Below are 16,563 nucleotides of genomic sequence, written 5' to 3'. Positions count from 1 at the left end.
CCCGCGGCGACTTACGAACTCGCGTTCAAGGGGAATGCCTCGGACAGCTGCCCCGACGGTAAACGGGAGCACTCGATCTACGAGCGTGCGAGCAACCACTCGACGACACTGTGCTTTCTCATCAACCTGCAACAGGGCCGTTGCTATCTGTACATCAGCGACGGCGAAGCCGTGAGCCTGAGGCCGGGCGACTGCGGCGACTCAAACCGGGTACAGGTGAAAATCGTGCAGCGCATCGATGGCAGCACGGACAAAACCCAATGCCCGCAAGGGTCAAAGGGCGTCAGCTACCCGGAGCCGGCCCGCGTGTATTGCCTGGCGAGGGCCGACTCGTAACGTCGCTCAGACGGGCGTCACCGGATGCACCTGCAGCGCGCAGGCGTCGATGGTGGCCGGCACGCTCAGCACGACGGTCGTGTCCGGCGGATTGACCAGCAGATCGGTGTAGGTCGGGCACGGCTCGCCGTTCGCGTCGATGGCCACCCCCTCCACCACGGCCTGCGCCTGGGTGGACAAGGACAGGATCACGGTGGGCGGCACGTCGGCGCCGCCGGGTAGGCGGGCGGGGGTTGCTTTCGGCGGCCACGCGAGAGCTCCCACAGCCCGATCACCAGACAGATCAAGCCGGCCGTCGGGAGGCCGAGCAAGAACATCAGCCGGCCCGCGTGCACGGCGGAATCCTCGGCGGAGGCAAGATACGCGACGACCACCACGGGATCGTAGGTCGCCGAAGCCCGTGCGGGCACTTCACCGCCGCTGCGCGGCAGGCCCTAGGGTCGGGTCATGCACCGGATGCCGGCCGTGGCGGCCACCGTGGTCGTGGCGCTCGCCGCGCTCACGGGTTGCGGCGGCGGGGCCCTGAGCCCCGAGCTGGTGGTGGTCAACGGCGGGGAACCGCCGAACCCGCTGGTTCCGACCGGCACGAACGACAGCCTCGGCGGGCGAATCCTGGATCGGCTGTTCGCCGGCTTGGTGTCCTATGACGCCGCAGGCAAACCCTCACCGGAAGTGGCGCGGTCGGTCGAGACCACCGACAACGTGAACTACCGGATCTTGCTCAAGCCCGGCTGGAAGTTCACCGACGGCTCGCCGGTGACGGCCCATTCGTTCGTCGACGCGTGGAATTACGGCGCGCTGAGCACCAATGCCCAACTGCAACAAAGCTTTTTCAGCCCGATCGTCGGGTACGACGAGGTCGCGGCCCTGACCGCAGACGGGAAGCCGGCCCGGACCACCATGTCCGGGCTGCAAGTCGTCAACGATCTCGAGTTCGACGTGCGGCTCAAGGCGCCGACCGTCGACTTCACGTTGCGGCTGGGACACAATGCCTTTTACCCGTTGCCGGACAGGGCTTTTCGGGACATGGCCGCGTTCGGCCGCAACCCGGTCGGCAACGGCCCCTACGAGTTGGCTGACGGTCCCGACGGGCCGGCCTGGGAACACAACGTCAAGATCGACCTGAAACCCAACCCCGACTACCACGGCAATCGCAAGCCCCACAACAAGGGCCTGCGGTTCGAGTTCTACGCCAACCTCGACACCGCCTACGCCGACCTGCTGTCGGGCAATCTCGATGTGCTGGACACGATTCCGTCGAGTGCACTCACAATCTACAAGCGTGACCTGGGCGGCAACGCGGCCAGTGGACCGGTCGCGGTCAGCCAATCGCTCGACACGCCACTGCGGCTGCCGCATTTCGGCGGCGAAGAAGGCCGGCTGCGCCGGTTGGCGTTGTCGGCTGCGATCAACCGGCCACAGATCTGCCGGCAGATCTTCAACGCCACCCGCAGCCCTGCCCGCGACTTCACCGCGAGCTCGTTGCCCGGATTCGATCCGCACATCCCGGGCAACGACGCATTGGACTTCAATCCCGAACGGGCCCGCCAACTCTGGGCGCAGGCCAACGCGATCTCGCCGTGGAGCGGGCGCTACTTGATCGCCTACAACGCCGACAGCGGCCATCAAGAGTGGGTGGACGCGGTGGCCAACAGCATCAAGAACGTGCTGGGCATCGACGCCGTCGGCGCGCCGCACCCCACGTTCGCCGGTTTCCGCACCCAGATCACCAACCGCACCATCGATACCGCGTTCCGCGCCGGCTGGATCGGCGACTACCCGTCGATGATCGAGTTCCTCGCCCCGCTGTACGCCACCGGAGCGGGATCCAACGACGTCGGATACTCGAACCGGGACTTCGACGCCGGCCTCGCCGCCGCCGAGGCCGCACCCGACCTGCAACAGGCGGACGTGCTGGTCAATAAGGCCCAGCGGATCCTGTTGCGCGACATGCCCGCCGTGCCGCTGTGGTACTACATCGCGGTGGTCGGATGGTCGTCGCCGGTGAGCGGCGTCAAGCTCACGTGGAACGGTCTGCCCGACTACGAGAACATCGTCAAGGCGTAACGGCATGGGTTCCTACATCGCGCGCCGGATCGCCGTCATGGTTCCCGTCTTCCTCGGCGCCACGTTGCTGATCTACGGCATGGTGTTCCTGTTGCCCGGCGACCCGGTGGCCGCGATCGCCGGGGACCGCCCGCTGACGCCCGAGGTCGCCGCGCAGCTTCGGGCCCGCTACCACCTCGACGACCCGTTCATCGTCCAGTACGTGCGCTACCTCGGCGGCGTCCTGCACGGTGACTTGGGCCGCTCCTACTCGGGGCTGCCGGTGAGCGACGTTCTCGCACACGCCTTTCCGGTGACTCTGCGGCTGGCGCTGATCGCCCTGGTCATCGAAGCGGTGCTGGGCATCGGCTTCGGGGTGATCGCCGGGCTGCGCACCGGCGGGATCTTCGACTCGACCGTCCTGATCGCGGGGCTCGTCATCATCGCGGTCCCCATCTTCGTGCTGGGGTTTCTGGCCCAGTTCGTGTTCGGCGTGAAGCTGGGCATCGCACCCGTCACGGTGGGCGAGAGGTCGACGATCGGGCGCCTGCTGCTACCCGGCGTCGTGCTGGGTTCGGTGTCGTTCGCCTACGTGGTGCGGTTGACCCGGTCGGCGGTCGCCGCCAACGCGCACGCCGACCATGTCCGCACCGCCACCGCCAAGGGGTTGTCCCGGCCGCGCGTGGTGACCGTGCACATCCTGCGCAATTCGCTGATCCCGGTGGTGACGTTCCTGGGGGCGGACCTCGGGGCGCTGATGGGCGGAGCCATTGTCACGGAAGGAATTTTCAACATCCACGGCGTCGGCGGTGTGTTGTATCAGGCCGTCACCCGCCAGGAGGCGCCGACCGTGGTGTCGATCGTGACGGTGCTGGTGCTGATCTACCTGATCACCAACCTCGCGGTGGACCTGCTGTATGCCACGCTGGATCCGAGGATCCGGTATGGCTGAGCGCAGCGGCTTCTGGCGCGACACGTGGCGCGGGCTGCGCGGCCGGCCGAAGTTCGTCTTCGCCGGCCTGCTGATCCTGTTTATCGTTGCGGTCGCCACGTTTCCGGCGTTGTTCACCGGGGCCGACCCGAGTTACGCCGATCCCAGCCAGAGCCTGCTTCCGCCATCGGGCGCGCACTGGTTCGGCACGGACCTGCAAGGCCACGACGTCTACGCCCGCACCGTCTACGGCGCGCGGGCCTCGGTCACCGTCGGCCTGGGGGCCGCGGTGGTGGTGTTCGTCGTCGGCGGCGCGCTCGGCGCGCTGGCCGGCTTCTACGGGGGCTGGGTCGACACGCTGGTCTCCCGCGTCAGCGACGTCTTCTTCGGCCTGCCGCTGCTGTTGGCGGCCATCGTGCTCATGCAGGTCATGCACCACCGCACGGTGTGGACCGTCATCGCCATCCTCGCCTTGTTCGGCTGGCCACAGGTGGCCCGCATCGCCCGCGGGTCGGTGCTCTCCGTGCGCGCCAGCGATTACGTGCTCGCCGCGAAAGCATTGGGGCTGAGTCGCTTTCAGATACTGCTGCGCCACGCGCTGCCCAACGCACTGGGCCCGGTCATCGCGATGGCCACCATCGCCCTGGGCGCCTTCATCGTCACCGAAGCCACGCTGTCCTACCTGGGCGTCGGGCTGCCGCCGACGGTGGTCTCCTGGGGTGGCGACATCAACCTCGCCCAGACGCGGCTGCGGGCGGGCTCGCCGATTCTGTTCTACCCGGCCGGCGCGCTGGCGATCACGGTCCTGGCGTTCATGATGATGGGTGACGCGTTGCGCGACGCCCTGGACCCGGCGTCCCGAGCGTGGCGGCCGTGACCGGCGCGCCGCTGCTGGCCGTCGAGGGGCTCAGAGTCAGCTTCGGCGATCACGCCGCCGTCCGCGGCGTGGACCTCACCGTCCTGCCGGGCGAAACCATCGCGGTGGTCGGCGAATCGGGATCGGGGAAATCCACCACGGCGGCCGCGATCCTCGGGCTGCTTCCCCCCGGCGGGCGGATCACCGCCGGGCGCATCGTCTTCGACGGTTCCGACATCGCCGGCGGCAACCGACGGACGCTGCGCGCCATCCGGGGGCGCGAGATCGGCTACATTCCACAGGACCCGATGAGCAATCTCAACCCGGTCTGGAAGGTCGGTTTCCAGGTCTCGGAAGCGTTGCGGGCCAACACTTCCGACCGGCGGACGCGGCGGCGCGCGGTCGAGCTGCTCGGTCAGGCCGGCATGCCGGACCCGGCGAAACAAGCGGGCCGCTACCCGCACCAGCTGTCCGGCGGCATGTGCCAGCGCGCACTGATCGCGATCGGGTTGGCGGGCCGGCCGCGGCTGCTGATCGCCGACGAGCCGACGTCGGCGCTGGATGTCACCGTGCAGCGTCAGGTGCTCGACCACCTGCAGGGGCTGACCGCGGAACTCGGCACCGCGCTGCTCCTGATCACCCACGACCTGGCGCTGGCCGCAGAACGCGCCGGGTCCGTCGTCGTGATGCGCGAGGGCGCCGTGGTGGAATCCGGTGCGGCGCGGTCGATCCTGCGCGAGCCGCAGCACGAGTACACCCGGCGGCTGGTGGCCGCCGCGCCGTCGCTGACGGTGCGGAGCCCCGCCCGGCCGCGTCCGGCGGACGACGGCGGGTCCGACGCGGTCCTGGTCGCCTCGGAGCTGACCAAGGTCTACCGCGACTCGCGCGGTGTGCCGTGGAGACGGGCGGAAGTCATTGCGGTGGAGGGAGTTTCGTTCGGGCTGCGGCGGGCCAGCACCCTGGCGATCGCCGGCGAATCGGGGTCGGGCAAATCCACCCTGGCGCGAATGGTGCTCGGCCTGCTGGCGCCAAGCTCCGGCACCGTCGTCTTCGACGGCACCCGCATCGACGCCGCGCTGAGCCGGGACCAGCAACTGGCCTTCCGGCGCCGCGTGCAGCCGATCTTTCAAAACCCCTACAGCAGCCTGGATCCCATGTATACGGTGTTTCGCGCCATCGAGGAACCGCTGCGCATTCACCGCGTCGGCGACCGCCGGCAGCGCGGGCGCGCGGTGCGCGACCTCGTCGACCAGGTGGCCCTGCCGTCGTCGGTGCTGGGGCGGCTGCCCCGTGAGCTGTCGGGCGGCCAACGGCAGCGGGTGGCGATCGCCCGTGCGCTGGCACTGCGGCCCGACGTGCTGGTCTGCGACGAGGCGGTCTCCGCGCTCGACGTCCTGGTGCAGGCGCAGATCTTGGATCTGCTGGCCGACCTGCAAACCGAGCTGGGCCTCGCCTACCTGTTCATCAGCCACGACCTGGCGGTGATCCGGCAGATCGCCGACGACGTCTTGGTGATGCGCGCCGGCCGCGTGGTGGAGCGGGGCGCCACCGAGGAGCTGTTCACCCGCCCCCGGCACGAATACACCCGCCAGCTGCTGGAGGCCATCCCGAAGGCGCCGACACCCGATCGTTGAAGCCGGGATAGGTTGGCAACCTGTGACCGCCGATCCACTGGCCCCGCTGATGGAGTTGCCGGGCGTCGCCGAGGCCAGTGACCGGGCCCGCGACGCGCTGGGCCGCGCCCATCGCCACCGGGCCAACCTGCGGGGCTGGCCGGTGACCGCCGCCGAGGCGGCGTTGCGGGCCGCGCGCGCCTCGTCGGTGCTGGACGGCGGCCCCGTTCGGCTGGAGGACCTCGCCGATGCGGCGGTGGTCAGCGATCCGGTGTTCGGTGGGGCGCTGCGGGTGGCGCAGGCGCTGGAGGGCGGCGAGGGTCCGCTGGTCGGGGTGTGGCGGCGGGCCCCGCTGCAGGCGCTCGCGCGGCTGCACATGCTGGCGGCGGCCGACCAGGTCGACGAGGAGCGGCTGGGCCGGCCCCGCGCCGATGCCGGCGTCGGGCCGCGGCTGGAGTTGCTGGCGGATTTGGTGAGTGGTGGCACCGAGGCACCGGCGCCGGTGGTCGCCGCGGTCGCGCACGGCGAGCTGTTGACGCTGCGGCCGTTCGGCAGCGCGGACGGCGTGGTGGCCCGCGCGGTCTCGCGGTTGGTGACCATCGCCAGCGGGCTGGACCCGCACGGGTTGGGGGTACCCGAGGTGAGCTGGATGCGCCAGCCCGCCGACTATCGCGATGCGGCGCAAGGCTTTGCGGATGGAACTCCGGCCGGGGTGGGGGCGTGGCTGCTGCTCTGCTGCCGGGCGATGCGAGCCGGTGCACAGGAGGCGTTGACGATCGCGGAGTCGGTGTCGAGCCGGTAGCTGGATCGGTAGCCGGCGCCGGGCGAAAACACCGCCGGACAATGTAAAGCGGGCGACGTCCCGAAGGATTCGGTCCGCCGCCCGCTAACACGGAGCTCGGTTACCATGCGTGCATTTCGGGGCTGCGTGGGTTGGCCTCGGCGATCTTGCGATACTTCCGGTTGCAACCCCACCCAAAGGGCCGTCGACACCGTCCGTATTTCGCAATTACGCAGGCCCGCAACACTTCTGCCATTATCGCGGCTATGACTCCGCGTGGGTGCCGGGTTCCGTGCTGGGCGCCCGGTTCGGGAGAACGATCCTTCTCTTCCGGATCGACCTTGGCCTCATCGGGCTTCCGTGGTTCCTTTGTACTACTAGACCTCTAGCGCAGCAAGGCCCAATTTTGTTCGAAATCGCGCACCGATGCGGAAATGCGTTTGCTGCGAAACGCGGGGCCTAGAACGCGAAGCGGCGCAGCAGCGAATAGGTGACCGCGCCGGCGGCCAACGCACTGACGCCCACCGCGGCGGTCGTCGCGATCGCGGCGCCCGACGGTGCCGGGATGCGGTCGCGCAGCGACACCGGCCGGGAGAACGACAGCACCGGCCAACCGCGCTCGACGGCTTCCCGGCGCAGCCCACGGTCGGGATTCACCACGCTGGGGTGGCCGACGGACTCGAGCATCGGCAGGTCGGTGATCGAGTCGGAGTAGGCGTAGCAATGCTCCAGCGGGTAGCCCTCGCGGGCGGCCAGCTCGCGGATCGCCTGCACCTTGCCCTCGCCGTAGCAATAGAACGCTATCTCCCCGGTGTACCGACCGTCCTCGACGACCATGCGGGTCGCCATCGCGTGGGTGGCGCCAAGCGCACGGGCGATCGGCGCCACGATCTCCTCGCCGGAGGCGGAGACCACGACGACGTCGCGGCCGCACAATTTGTGCGCGGCGATCAGGTCCGCCGCTTCGGCGAACACCAGCGGCGTCACGATGTCGTGCAGAGTTTCGTTGACGATCGACTTGACCTGTTCCACGTCCCAACCGGCGACCATGTTCGTCATGTGGATGCGCATCCGGTCCATCTGGTCATGATCAGCACCGGAGAGCAGATAGATGAACTGGGCGTAGCTGGATTTGAGCACGGCGCGGCGGTTGAGCAGTCCTTGGTTGAAGAATGGTTTGCTGAAAGCCAGCGTGCTGGACTTGGCGATGATGGTCTTGTCTAAGTCGAAGAAGGCCGCTGTGCGGGCGCGGGGAGCGGTGGTAGCCGACGTGTGCTGCTCCTCGGCCGGGTCGAAGACGGTCACCGCCCCAGCATAGGTGGGTCGTCGGTCCGGGCTGCGGTTCTGGGACCGAAATGGCCGCTCAGCAAAGTGGGACCGACGGTAACGGCAGTGTTTTTGCGGCTCAACGTGTTCTTTCATAGAAAGAGCTATTGCGTTACCGCCGCTTGTCATGTGTATAGTAAGCATTACTCGGCCTGAGCCGAGGGTGTATCAGCCCGACCCCCCGGGGCTGATGCACGACGACCCTCGCCTCCTCCCCCCCTGGCGGGGGTCGTCCCTTTTCTGGGGTAAATTCCGCCGACACCGGGCCGCCTGGCGCGGCCGTCCGATTGGTTGCGGGCTTTCCGCATCGTGTGCGCCGCCCGACGTGTTTGTGCACACTCGCGTCTCTCTCCACAAATCCGCAGTTTGGGACTGGTGTCCAATATCGCGGGCCCGCAGAGTGGGGCACGTGACGAGCACCTCGCAGGCCGACGCGACGGCTCCCGCGGGCGTGCTCGCGATGCTGGCGGACCCGGAGCTGCGCCGCGACTTGGAGCGCGTGGCCGCGGCCGTCGGCGTCCGGGTAGTCCATGCCGGTGGCGTCGTGAGCCGCAAGACGTGGTCGGCGGCGGCGGCCGTCGTGCTGGACGAGGCGGCGGCCGAACGGTGCGGGCGGGCGGCGCTGCCCCGCCGCGCTCACGTGACCGTGCTGGCGGCGGCCGACCCGGCGACCTCGACATGGACGGCGGCCGTCGCCGTCGGCGCCGAGCACGTGCTGCGGCTGCCCGAGCGGGAGCGTGACATGGTGCGCGCGCTCGCCGAGGCGGCCGAATCGTCGCGCGACGACGGGACTCGCGGCGCGGTGGTCGCGGTCATCGGGGGATGCGGCGGGGCCGGCGCCTCGACGCTGGCGGTCGGCTTGGCGCACGCGGCGGCGGACGCGCTGCTGGTGGACCTCGACCCATGGGGCGGCGGGATCGATCTGCGGCTTGGCGCCGAGAACGCGGCGGGCTTGCGCTGGCCGGACCTGGCGCTGCAGGACGGCCGGCTCAGCTGGTCGTCCGTGCGGGCGGCGTTGCCGCGGCACCGGGGCATCAGCGTGCTCTCCGGCACCCGGCGCGGATACGAGCTGGCGGCCGGCCCCGTGCACGCCATCGTCGACGCCGGCCGCCGCGGCGCGGTGACGGTGGTCTGCGACCTGCCGCGCCGTCTCACCGATGCGGCGCACGCCGCGCTGGATGCCGCCGACCTCGTCGTCGTGGTCAGCCGCTGCGACGTGCCGGCGTGCGCCGCGACGGGTGCGCTGGCGCCGGTGCTCGCCGCGGTCAACCCCAACGTGGGATTGGTGGTGCGCGGTCCATCACCGGGTGGGTTGCGGGCAGCCGAGATCGCCGAGATCGCCGGGCTGCCGTTGCTGGCGTCGGTCAAAGCACAGCCCCGGGTCGCCGAGCAGCTGGAGCGAGGCGGCCTGCGTCTGGGGCGGCGATCTACGCTCGCGGCGGCGGCTCGGCAGGTGCTGGCGGTGCTGCCGCGCGCGTCGGGGCCGGCACGAAAAGGCGAGGCCGCGTGAGTGGTTCGCTGATCGACCGGGTACGGGAGCGGCTGGCCGCCGAATCCGCGCCGCTGGGGGCCAACGTCGTGGCCGCCGCCATTCGGGCCGAGTCGGGCGGCATGCTCGGCGATACCGAGGTGCTGGCCAACCTGCGGGTCTTGCAGACGGAGCTCACCGGCGCCGGCATCCTCGAGCCGTTGTTGTGCGCCGACGGCACCACGGACGTGTTGGTCACCGCGCCCGACGCGGTCTGGGTTGACGACGGAAATGGCTTGCGGCGCACGCAGGTCCGGTTCGCCGACGAAGCGGCGGTGCGGCGCCTGGCGCAGCGGCTGGCGCTGGCGGCCGGTCGCCGGCTGGACGACGCGCAGCCGTGGGTGGATGGCCAGCTGACCGGGATCGGCGCCGGGTTCGCGGTGCGATTGCACGCCGTGCTGCCGCCGGTGGCGGCCGCGGGCACGTGCCTGTCATTGCGGGTGCTGCGGCCGGCCAGTCAGGACCTGGCGGCCCTGATCGCGGCGGGCGCGCTGGCGCCCGAGGCCGCCGCGATGGTCGCCGACATCATCGCCGCCCGGTTGGCCTTCCTGGTGTGCGGCGGAACAGGAGCGGGCAAGACGACGCTGTTGGCGGCGATGCTCGGCGCGGTCGCGCCCACCGAGCGGATCGTCTGCGTCGAGGATGCCGCCGAGCTGGCGCCCCGGCACCCGCACCTGGTGAAACTCGTCGCGCGGTGCGCGAATGTCGAAGGCATCGGCGAAGTTCCGGTGCGCCAGCTCGTTCGCCAGGCCCTGCGGATGCGGCCGGACCGCATCGTGGTCGGCGAGGTGCGGGGCGCCGAGGTGGTGGACCTGCTCGCGGCGCTGAACACGGGCCACGACGGGGGAGCGGGCACGGTGCACGCGAACAACCCGGCCGAGGTCCCCGCCCGGCTGGAGGCGCTGGGCGCGCTGGGCGGTCTCGATCGCGCGGCGCTGCACAGTCAGCTCGCCGCGGCCGTGCAGGTGCTGTTGCACGTCGCGCGCGACCGCAGCGGGCGGCGCAGGCTCGGCGAGGTCGCCGTTCTTCGCCAGGTCGCGGGGCGGGTGCGGGCGGTCACCGTGTGGCGTGCCGACGAAGGCATGACCGACGAAGCCGAGCTCTTACACCGCGTGCTGCGGGGCAGGTTGCCGGCATGAACGGCCCGGCCACCGGTGCGCTGCTGTTGGCGCTCGCGCTGCTCGTGCTTCCGGCGTCGCCGCGGCGCCGCCTGGCGCCGATGGCGTCGAACCGCCGGTGGCGCCCGGTCGCCGGGCCACGCGAGGCGGCTTGCCTTGCCGTGGTCGCCGTGGGTGCGGCCGCGGTGTTGTTACCGCTGACGACGGTGCTCGCCGTCGCGGTGGTCGGCACGACCGCGAACCTGCGCTATCGCCGCCGCCATCGCACCCGGTGCGCCCAGCGCGAGGGGCAGGCGCTGGAAGGTGCGCTCGACGTGCTCGTCGGTGAGCTGCGTGTCGGCTCCCACCCGGTGCGCGCGTTCGGGGTGGCTGCCGGCGAAACCGCCGGTGCGGTGGCGGAGTCGTTTCGGGCGGTCGCGGCCCGGGCCAGGTTGGGGGCCGACGTCGCGGCCGGCCTACGCGCCGCGGCGAAATCGTCGGCCCTGCCCGGGCATTGGGATCGCCTCGCGCTGGGCTGGCAGCTGGCCAGCCAGCACGGTCTGGCGATCGCCACCCTGATGCGCGCCGCGCAGCGCGATATCGCCGAGCGGCAACGATTTTCGGCCCGGGTGACGTCGAACATGGCCGGCGCGCGGGCGACCGCGGCGATCCTGGCGGGTCTGCCGGCGCTCGGCGTGCTGCTGGGCGAGCTGATCGGCGCGCGACCGTTGGCCTTCCTGTTCAATGGGCGCGCGGGTGGCTGGCTGTTGGTGGTGGGTTCGGCGCTGGCGTGTGGCGGCCTGTTATGGGCCGACCGCATCACCGATCGGCTCGGGTCGTGACCACGGCGGCGGTGTTGCTGGCTGTGGCGGCGTGGATCGGTCCGGGCCCGGCGCTGGTGCGAACGCGGGCGCGCGCACCGGTCCGCCGGCATCGGCCGCGCCCGGGGCGCGGGATGGCGAACGGCCCCGACCCGTTGGCGGTCGCGTCCTGTCTCGACGTGCTGGCGGTGTGCCTGGGCGCCGGCATGGCCGTGGCCGCCGCCGCGTCCGCCGCCGCGGCGTCCGCCCCGCCCGCGCTGGCCCGCGTGCTGCGGCGCGCCGCCGACCTGCTGGCGTTGGGCGCCGATCCCGTTGTCGCCTGGACGATCTCGCCGGATCGGCGGCCGCACGAGGCCGACGCGCAGGTCGAGGCGTTGCTGCGGCTCGCTCGGCGTTCGGCGGCCTCGGGTGCGGCGCTGGCCGAGGGAGTCGCCGAGTTGGCCGAAGACTCCCGGCACGGTGCCGCGCACGCGGCCACCTCCGCCGCCGAACGCGCCGGGGTGCTGATCGCCGGGCCGCTCGGGTTGTGTTTCCTGCCGGCGTTCGTGTGCCTGGGAATCATTCCCGTGGTGGCGGGGCTCGCCGGCGAAGTCTTTCAATCGGGATTATGGTGAAGAGAAAGGGAAGCATTGCTGCACAACATTTTTCGGTCGCTGATCGCGCGCCTGACGGTCGTGGTGTCCGACGAGTCGGGCATGTCCACGGTCGAATACGCCATCGGCACTGTGGCGGCCGCCGCCTTCGGTGCGATTCTGTACACCGTCGTCACCGGGGACTCCATCGTGTCGGCGCTGACCAACATCATCGGTCGCGCGCTCAACACCAAGGCCTGACCGGCAGTGCGGGCGCCAGCACCGTGGAGGCGGCCCTGGGCGTCGCCACCCTGGTGGTCGTGCTGGTGCTGTGTCTGGCCGGTGTCACCGCCGTCTCGATGCAGGTTCGCTGCGTGGACGCCGCTCGCGAAGCCGCCAGGCTCGCCGCGCGCGGCGACGACCGCTCAGCCCTCAACGCGGCCCGCCGCATCGCCCCCGGCGGGGCGCGGGTCGAGGTGCACCGCGAAGGTGAATTCCTGGTTGCCACCGTCGTCGCGCGCTCGAAGGTGTTGCCGGCGCTCGACATTGCCGCCAAGGCGGTCTCGGCGGCGGAGCCGTCGGGATGATCGGGGCTCGGCCACCCTGGTCGCGGCCTGGATGGTGGCGGTGTTGCTTGGCGTCGCGGGTGCCGGCGCTTACCTGGGTGCGGTGGTGGTGGCGCGTCACCGCGCACAGGCGGCGGCCGATCTGGCCGCGCTGGCCGCCGCGGCCCGGCTGCCGTCCGGAGCCGATGCGGCCTGCGCCCGCGCGACGGCGGTGGCCCGGCGGATGCGGGCCGACGACACCGGGTGTGCGGTGGACGGCCTGGATGTGGTCGTCACGGTCCGCGTGGCGGTCTTCGGCAGCGCGGCGAGCGCCGCCGCGCGGGCGGGCCCGGCCACCGGCTGACGCGGTCCCGACGTAATAGTCTGTCGGCGTGGTGCCGCACTGGCGGATCGGTTCGGTGATGCTGCCGATGCACGGTGTCTTCGTGGCGCTGGGCGTCCTGGCCGCCGCGGTCGTGTTCATCGCCGAAGCCCGCCGGCGCGGAGAGGTCAACGAGCAATCGCTGGTCGCGGTGACCGGCGCCCTCGTCGGCGGCGCGGTGGGAATGCGCCTGTCCGGCTGGGCCGAGCACCTGGACCTCCGCCTCAACCCGACGATGTTGCAGGCGTGGGAATTCGGGTCGCGCAGCATTCTGGGCGGGCTGCTGGGCGCCTACCTCGGCGTGCTGATCGCTAAGCGCCTCGGCGGCTACACCGGCAAGACCGGTGACCTGTTCGCCCCCGCCGTCGCCCTCGGCATGGCGATCGGCCGGGTCGGCTGCCACCTCACCGAGGCGCCGGGGCGCCCGACGAACCTGCCATGGGGCGTGCATGCCCCCGCCGGCGTGCCGAAGTGCCCGGGCTGCCTCACCGGCGCGGCGATGCACCCGTCGTTCCTCTACGAAATCGCCTTCCAGCTGGCCGCATTCGCGGTGCTGCTCTGGCTGCGCAACCGGGTGAGCCACCCGGGCGAGCTGTTCGTCCTCTACGTGGCCGGCTACGCGGTATTCCGGTTTTTCGTCGAGTTCTTCCGCGCCAACGAAACGGTGTGGCTGGGCCTGACCCGGCCGCAGTGGTTTCTGCTGCCCTCCCTGCTCGTCATCGCCGTTAGGCTGCGCGTGGGATATCGGCGGGGCTATTACGACGCCGTGTTGCGACGGGAGGCGGTTGCCACATGACGAACCCACCGCCGGGTCCCCCTCCGCCGGAGGGCTGGCGCCCGCCCGACCAGCCCTCGCCCGGCTATCCATACCAGCCCTACCCGGCCTGGCAACCGCAACCGCCGCAGCGCAAGCCGAGCGGCGGCGAGGTCTTCGGCGCGGCCATCGCCGGGATGGCCCTCTATGCCGGGATCAACGCGATCCTCGGCCCGCTGGTGTTGTTCGGGCTCGCCAACGCGATCGCGCCGAAGGCGGCGTTCGCGACGGGGGCCGTCATGCTCGGGCTGATCGCTTTCGGCGGCGGGGGCGCGCTTCTGTTCGTCAAGGGCAGCGCGTGGGCGAGGGGGATCGGCATGGGACTGATGATCGGCTGGGCGCTCACCTCCATCTTCACCGTCGGCATCTGCACCGGATTGAACCCGATGCTCTACCACATCACCCGATGAACGGCATGGAACTGCGCGGTGACCGAATCCACCGCTACGTCAACGCTTTTTGCCCGCGATGTCACGCCGAACAACCCGATCGCCCGCTGAGTGACGTGGCGCGGCTCAGTGGCTGGCTCGCCGTGCGCGGCGACGGCCAGGTCTGGCTCGAACGAGGCTGTCCCCGGCATGGACTCGTTCGGACGCTGTACGACGAAGACCCCGAAATCCTTGCCTACCTCGAGGAGTGGACCGCGCCCACCAAGGCCCATGTCCCCGACAGCCCGGGTAACTTCGACCCGATCCCGTCGGCCTATCTGCGCGGCTTGCCACAGATGCAGACCCAACACACCTGCATCCTGCTCGAGGATGTCGCCGCGACCTGCAACCTGCGCTGCCCGACCTGCTTCGCCGACTCGTCGCCAGACCTTCGCGACGTCGTCGCGGTCGGCGACGTGCTGGCCAACGTCGACCAGCGCCTGGCACGCGAGAACGGGCGCCTCGACGTGGTGATGCTCAGCGGCGGCGAACCCAGCCTGCATCCGCAGCTGCCCGAGCTGCTCGCCGAGCTGAGTTCGCGACCCATCACGCGAATCCTGTTGAACACCAATGGTTTGCGGATAGCGCAGGATGACGAGCTCCTCGACCTGCTCACCGAGTACCGCGAACGCGCCGAGGTGTACCTGCAATACGACGGGATATCGCCGGCCGCGCACCGCCACCACCGCGGCGGTGACCTGTCGCGGGTCAAGCAGGCGGCGCTGCGGCGACTTTCCGAGCGCGAAATCTTCACCACCCTGGTGATGACGGCGGCGCTCGGCGTGAACGACGACGAGATCGGCGGCGTCGTCAGGCTCGCGCTGGACACGCCGTACGTCGGAGGCGTCTGCATCCAGCCGCAATTCGCGTCCGGGCGTTCCGATCTCATCGACCCGGACAGGCGCCTCACCCACACCGGTGTGCTGAGGCGGTTGGGCCCGCAGACCGGCGACCTGATCACCTGGCGGGACCTGACCGCGCTGCCCTGCTCGCACCCGCATTGCTGTTCGGTCGGGTACGCGCTCCGTGACGACAGCGGGCAATGGCGCTCGCTGGTCGCCCTGATCGGCCACGACAACCTCAAAGACAAGCTCGGGTTGGTCGCCAACCGGATCGCCGACTCCGATATCCCCCGCGAGTTGCGCCTGGCGGTGCGGGAATCGCTGATGGGCTTGCTGTCGGAGCAGTCCTCGCTGTCACACCCGCAGATGTCGGACGTGTGGCGCATGATCTGCGAGAACTGCGATCTCGGCATGGCGACGTTGCTGACGGTGGCGTCCGCCGCGCTGCCCGGCCGGCGGCGCCAATTGCGGCGGATGCTGGGCGAGCGAGTCGTGCGCATCACGGTCAAACCGTTCATGGACATGTCGACGATGATCGAAGAGCGGCTGGTGCAGTGCTGCGTGCACGTCGGCACTCGTTCGTCGCAGGACCAGTGCGCGCCGTTCTGCGCGGTGCAGGCCTGGCCGCAACTCGCCGGCCAGCGCCTCTCGCTGGCCGCTCAACGCCTGCTGCCCGTGGTCGGTTAGCCGGTCGGCTCGGGGCTGCCCGAGAGCCCCGCGGCGGCGAGTTCCTCATCGGAGGGCAACCGCAGCGACACCAGGCCGGCGTAGGTATCCGGTTCGAGCTCCACCCGGTTGACCGTGACGTGCACCGGCACCCAGTCGTCGTGATTGCCGGGCATGCGCAGCACCCGACTCGTGGCGCCGTGGGCGAATTCCTCCGTCATCGACGCCACCAAGTGCTGATCGTCCGGATGCACCTTCGGCTTGCCCGTCTCACTGCCCCGCCAGTCGTAGAAGGTGCAGGGCTCGTCCAGCCACTTCAGCAACGCCCAATTCTTCAGGTCGATCAGTGCCCGGTGCACGCCGGCCTGGGCCAGTCCGCTCAGGATCCGTTGCGCCAGATCGTCGGTCGACACCGCCGGGCCCTTGAGTTCTGCGCGCCAGTTGATCGCCCGCGCGACCAGATGGTCGCGGCCGTCGGGTCCCTCTTCCAATCCGGTCCGCGCGACGAAGCCGATTCGCATGGGGTTGCCCTGCCAGTCAGTGAGATCCCAAGTGCTGCAGATGGTTTGGTCGGGCTTGGCCTTGACGGCCATGGCGAGGACTTTGGTCTCGTTGGGATTGAGGTCGCGGGATGGGAGATCTTCTGCGAAGGCCCGGCCGAACGTGACCTCGACCTCCGGATTCTTTCCGCTGTTCACCAGCGACTCCCTGGTGTCGGTGGCGACGCCCTGGGTCAGATCCCACTTGAGCGGCCCCGGAATCGGCCGCTCCGGCGGTTCGACGTCGGCGGGCCCGGTCCACACGTGCACCCCGTGGATATAGCCGTCGGACATCACCACCGGTTCGGTGCGAATCACGCGGTCGCGCTTGGGCGTGATGCTGGTCAGGCTCTGTCCGGTCTGCACCGTCTCGGCGATCGCGGTCCGGACCGCGGACAGATAGGGACTGCGGCGCAAGAACGTGGTGATGGGCACGAGGT

General features: G+C 70.4%; 18 protein-coding genes and 2 pseudogenes. 16 read left to right on the top strand and 4 right to left on the bottom strand.

Features of this window, described 5'->3' with window-relative positions; all coding sequences use genetic code 11:
* Positions 1 to 336: pseudogene (locus A9X03_RS29600) on the top strand (hypothetical protein); the annotation flags it as partial.
* 6 nt (positions 337 to 342) lie between these two features.
* Here the strand turns inward: A9X03_RS29600 and A9X03_RS01255 are convergent.
* Both A9X03_RS01255 and A9X03_RS30005 read right to left on the bottom strand, forming a co-directional pair.
* Positions 343 to 558, bottom strand: a pseudogene (locus A9X03_RS01255) (hypothetical protein); the annotation flags it as partial.
* On the bottom strand, positions 525 to 710 hold the full coding sequence (locus A9X03_RS30005; protein ID WP_231975320.1) for a hypothetical protein: 186 nt from the start codon (positions 708 to 710) through the stop codon (positions 525 to 527). The pseudogene A9X03_RS01255 and the gene A9X03_RS30005, both read right to left, overlap by 34 nt.
* A gap of 73 nt (positions 711 to 783) precedes the next feature.
* Here A9X03_RS30005 and A9X03_RS01250 point away from each other — a divergent pair, with 73 nt between their 5' ends.
* From A9X03_RS01250 to A9X03_RS01230, 5 genes are read left to right on the top strand one after another with little or no spacing between them, the layout of a single operon-like run.
* Positions 784 to 2,403, top strand: a complete 1,620-nt coding sequence (locus tag A9X03_RS01250) for an ABC transporter substrate-binding protein (protein WP_068259304.1) — start codon at positions 784 to 786, stop codon at positions 2,401 to 2,403.
* Between the two features lie 4 nt (positions 2,404 to 2,407).
* Positions 2,408 to 3,334 (top strand): ABC transporter permease, encoded by a 927-nt coding sequence (locus A9X03_RS01245; protein WP_068259301.1) that lies wholly within the window; start codon positions 2,408 to 2,410, stop codon positions 3,332 to 3,334.
* Entirely contained in the window at positions 3,300 to 4,190 is an 891-nt protein-coding gene (locus tag A9X03_RS01240; RefSeq protein WP_369807387.1) for an ABC transporter permease, read from the top strand. The genes A9X03_RS01245 and A9X03_RS01240 overlap by 35 nt, the downstream gene beginning before the upstream one ends.
* Entirely contained in the window at positions 4,178 to 5,803 is a 1,626-nt protein-coding gene (locus A9X03_RS01235) for an ABC transporter ATP-binding protein (RefSeq protein WP_068259298.1), read from the top strand. The genes A9X03_RS01240 and A9X03_RS01235 overlap by 13 nt, the downstream gene beginning before the upstream one ends.
* A 22-nt stretch (positions 5,804 to 5,825) precedes the next feature.
* Positions 5,826 to 6,584, top strand: a complete 759-nt coding sequence (locus A9X03_RS01230) for an oxidoreductase (protein ID WP_067749544.1) — start codon at positions 5,826 to 5,828, stop codon at positions 6,582 to 6,584.
* Between the two features lie 438 nt (positions 6,585 to 7,022).
* Here the strand turns inward: A9X03_RS01230 and A9X03_RS01225 are convergent, their stop codons facing one another.
* Positions 7,023 to 7,868 carry an HAD-IB family hydrolase gene (locus A9X03_RS01225; protein WP_067749543.1) on the bottom strand — a complete coding sequence of 282 codons (846 nt, stop codon included), beginning with the start codon at positions 7,866 to 7,868 and terminating at the stop codon, positions 7,023 to 7,025.
* A gap of 481 nt (positions 7,869 to 8,349) precedes the next feature.
* Here A9X03_RS01225 and ssd point away from each other — a divergent pair, with 481 nt between their 5' ends.
* From ssd to A9X03_RS01175, 10 genes are read left to right on the top strand one after another with little or no spacing between them, the layout of a single operon-like run.
* Positions 8,350 to 9,399 (top strand): septum site-determining protein Ssd, encoded by a 1,050-nt coding sequence (gene ssd / locus A9X03_RS01220; RefSeq protein ID WP_067749585.1) that lies wholly within the window; start codon positions 8,350 to 8,352, stop codon positions 9,397 to 9,399.
* Complete coding sequence (locus tag A9X03_RS01215; protein WP_067749541.1) at positions 9,396 to 10,556, top strand: TadA family conjugal transfer-associated ATPase; 1,161 nt, start codon at positions 9,396 to 9,398, stop codon at positions 10,554 to 10,556. Before ssd ends, A9X03_RS01215 begins: the two co-directional genes overlap by 4 nt.
* Positions 10,553 to 11,356 (top strand): type II secretion system F family protein, encoded by an 804-nt coding sequence (locus A9X03_RS01210; protein WP_067749539.1) that lies wholly within the window; start codon positions 10,553 to 10,555, stop codon positions 11,354 to 11,356. The genes A9X03_RS01215 and A9X03_RS01210 overlap by 4 nt, the downstream gene beginning before the upstream one ends.
* The gene (locus A9X03_RS01205) at positions 11,353 to 11,949 is read left to right on the top strand and encodes a type II secretion system F family protein (RefSeq protein ID WP_197499127.1); all 597 of its coding nucleotides are present in this window, start codon (positions 11,353 to 11,355) and stop codon (positions 11,947 to 11,949) included. Before A9X03_RS01210 ends, A9X03_RS01205 begins: the two co-directional genes overlap by 4 nt.
* An 18-nt stretch (positions 11,950 to 11,967) precedes the next feature.
* Positions 11,968 to 12,168: a DUF4244 domain-containing protein gene (locus tag A9X03_RS01200; protein ID WP_369807388.1), complete on the top strand. Its 201-nt coding sequence runs from the start codon at positions 11,968 to 11,970 to the stop codon at positions 12,166 to 12,168.
* 23 nt (positions 12,169 to 12,191) lie between these two features.
* Positions 12,192 to 12,494: a TadE family type IV pilus minor pilin gene (locus tag A9X03_RS01195; protein WP_082950329.1), complete on the top strand. Its 303-nt coding sequence runs from the start codon at positions 12,192 to 12,194 to the stop codon at positions 12,492 to 12,494.
* Between the two features lie 31 nt (positions 12,495 to 12,525).
* Positions 12,526 to 12,816 carry an Rv3654c family TadE-like protein gene (locus A9X03_RS01190; RefSeq protein WP_369807386.1) on the top strand — a complete coding sequence of 97 codons (291 nt, stop codon included), beginning with the start codon at positions 12,526 to 12,528 and terminating at the stop codon, positions 12,814 to 12,816.
* A 28-nt stretch (positions 12,817 to 12,844) separates the two neighbouring features.
* Complete coding sequence (locus tag A9X03_RS01185) at positions 12,845 to 13,630, top strand: prolipoprotein diacylglyceryl transferase (protein ID WP_068015903.1); 786 nt, start codon at positions 12,845 to 12,847, stop codon at positions 13,628 to 13,630.
* A complete protein-coding gene (locus A9X03_RS01180) occupies positions 13,627 to 14,058 on the top strand; it encodes a hypothetical protein (RefSeq protein WP_068259295.1) in 432 nt (143 codons plus the stop codon). The genes A9X03_RS01185 and A9X03_RS01180 overlap by 4 nt, the downstream gene beginning before the upstream one ends.
* 5 nt (positions 14,059 to 14,063) lie before the next feature.
* The gene (locus A9X03_RS01175) at positions 14,064 to 15,605 is read left to right on the top strand and encodes a radical SAM protein (protein WP_068259307.1); all 1,542 of its coding nucleotides are present in this window, start codon (positions 14,064 to 14,066) and stop codon (positions 15,603 to 15,605) included.
* Here the strand turns inward: A9X03_RS01175 and A9X03_RS01170 are convergent.
* The coding region (locus A9X03_RS01170; protein ID WP_068259292.1) for a PAS domain-containing protein at positions 15,602 to 16,563 on the bottom strand (962 nt) is incomplete at its 5' end. The genes A9X03_RS01175 and A9X03_RS01170 overlap by 4 nt on opposite strands.

The sequence above is a fragment of the Mycobacterium sp. E1715 genome, from assembly GCF_001667625.1.
In the GTDB taxonomy this organism is placed as follows: domain Bacteria; phylum Actinomycetota; class Actinomycetes; order Mycobacteriales; family Mycobacteriaceae; genus Mycobacterium.
This window is presented reverse-complemented; position numbering and strand designations above follow the sequence as displayed.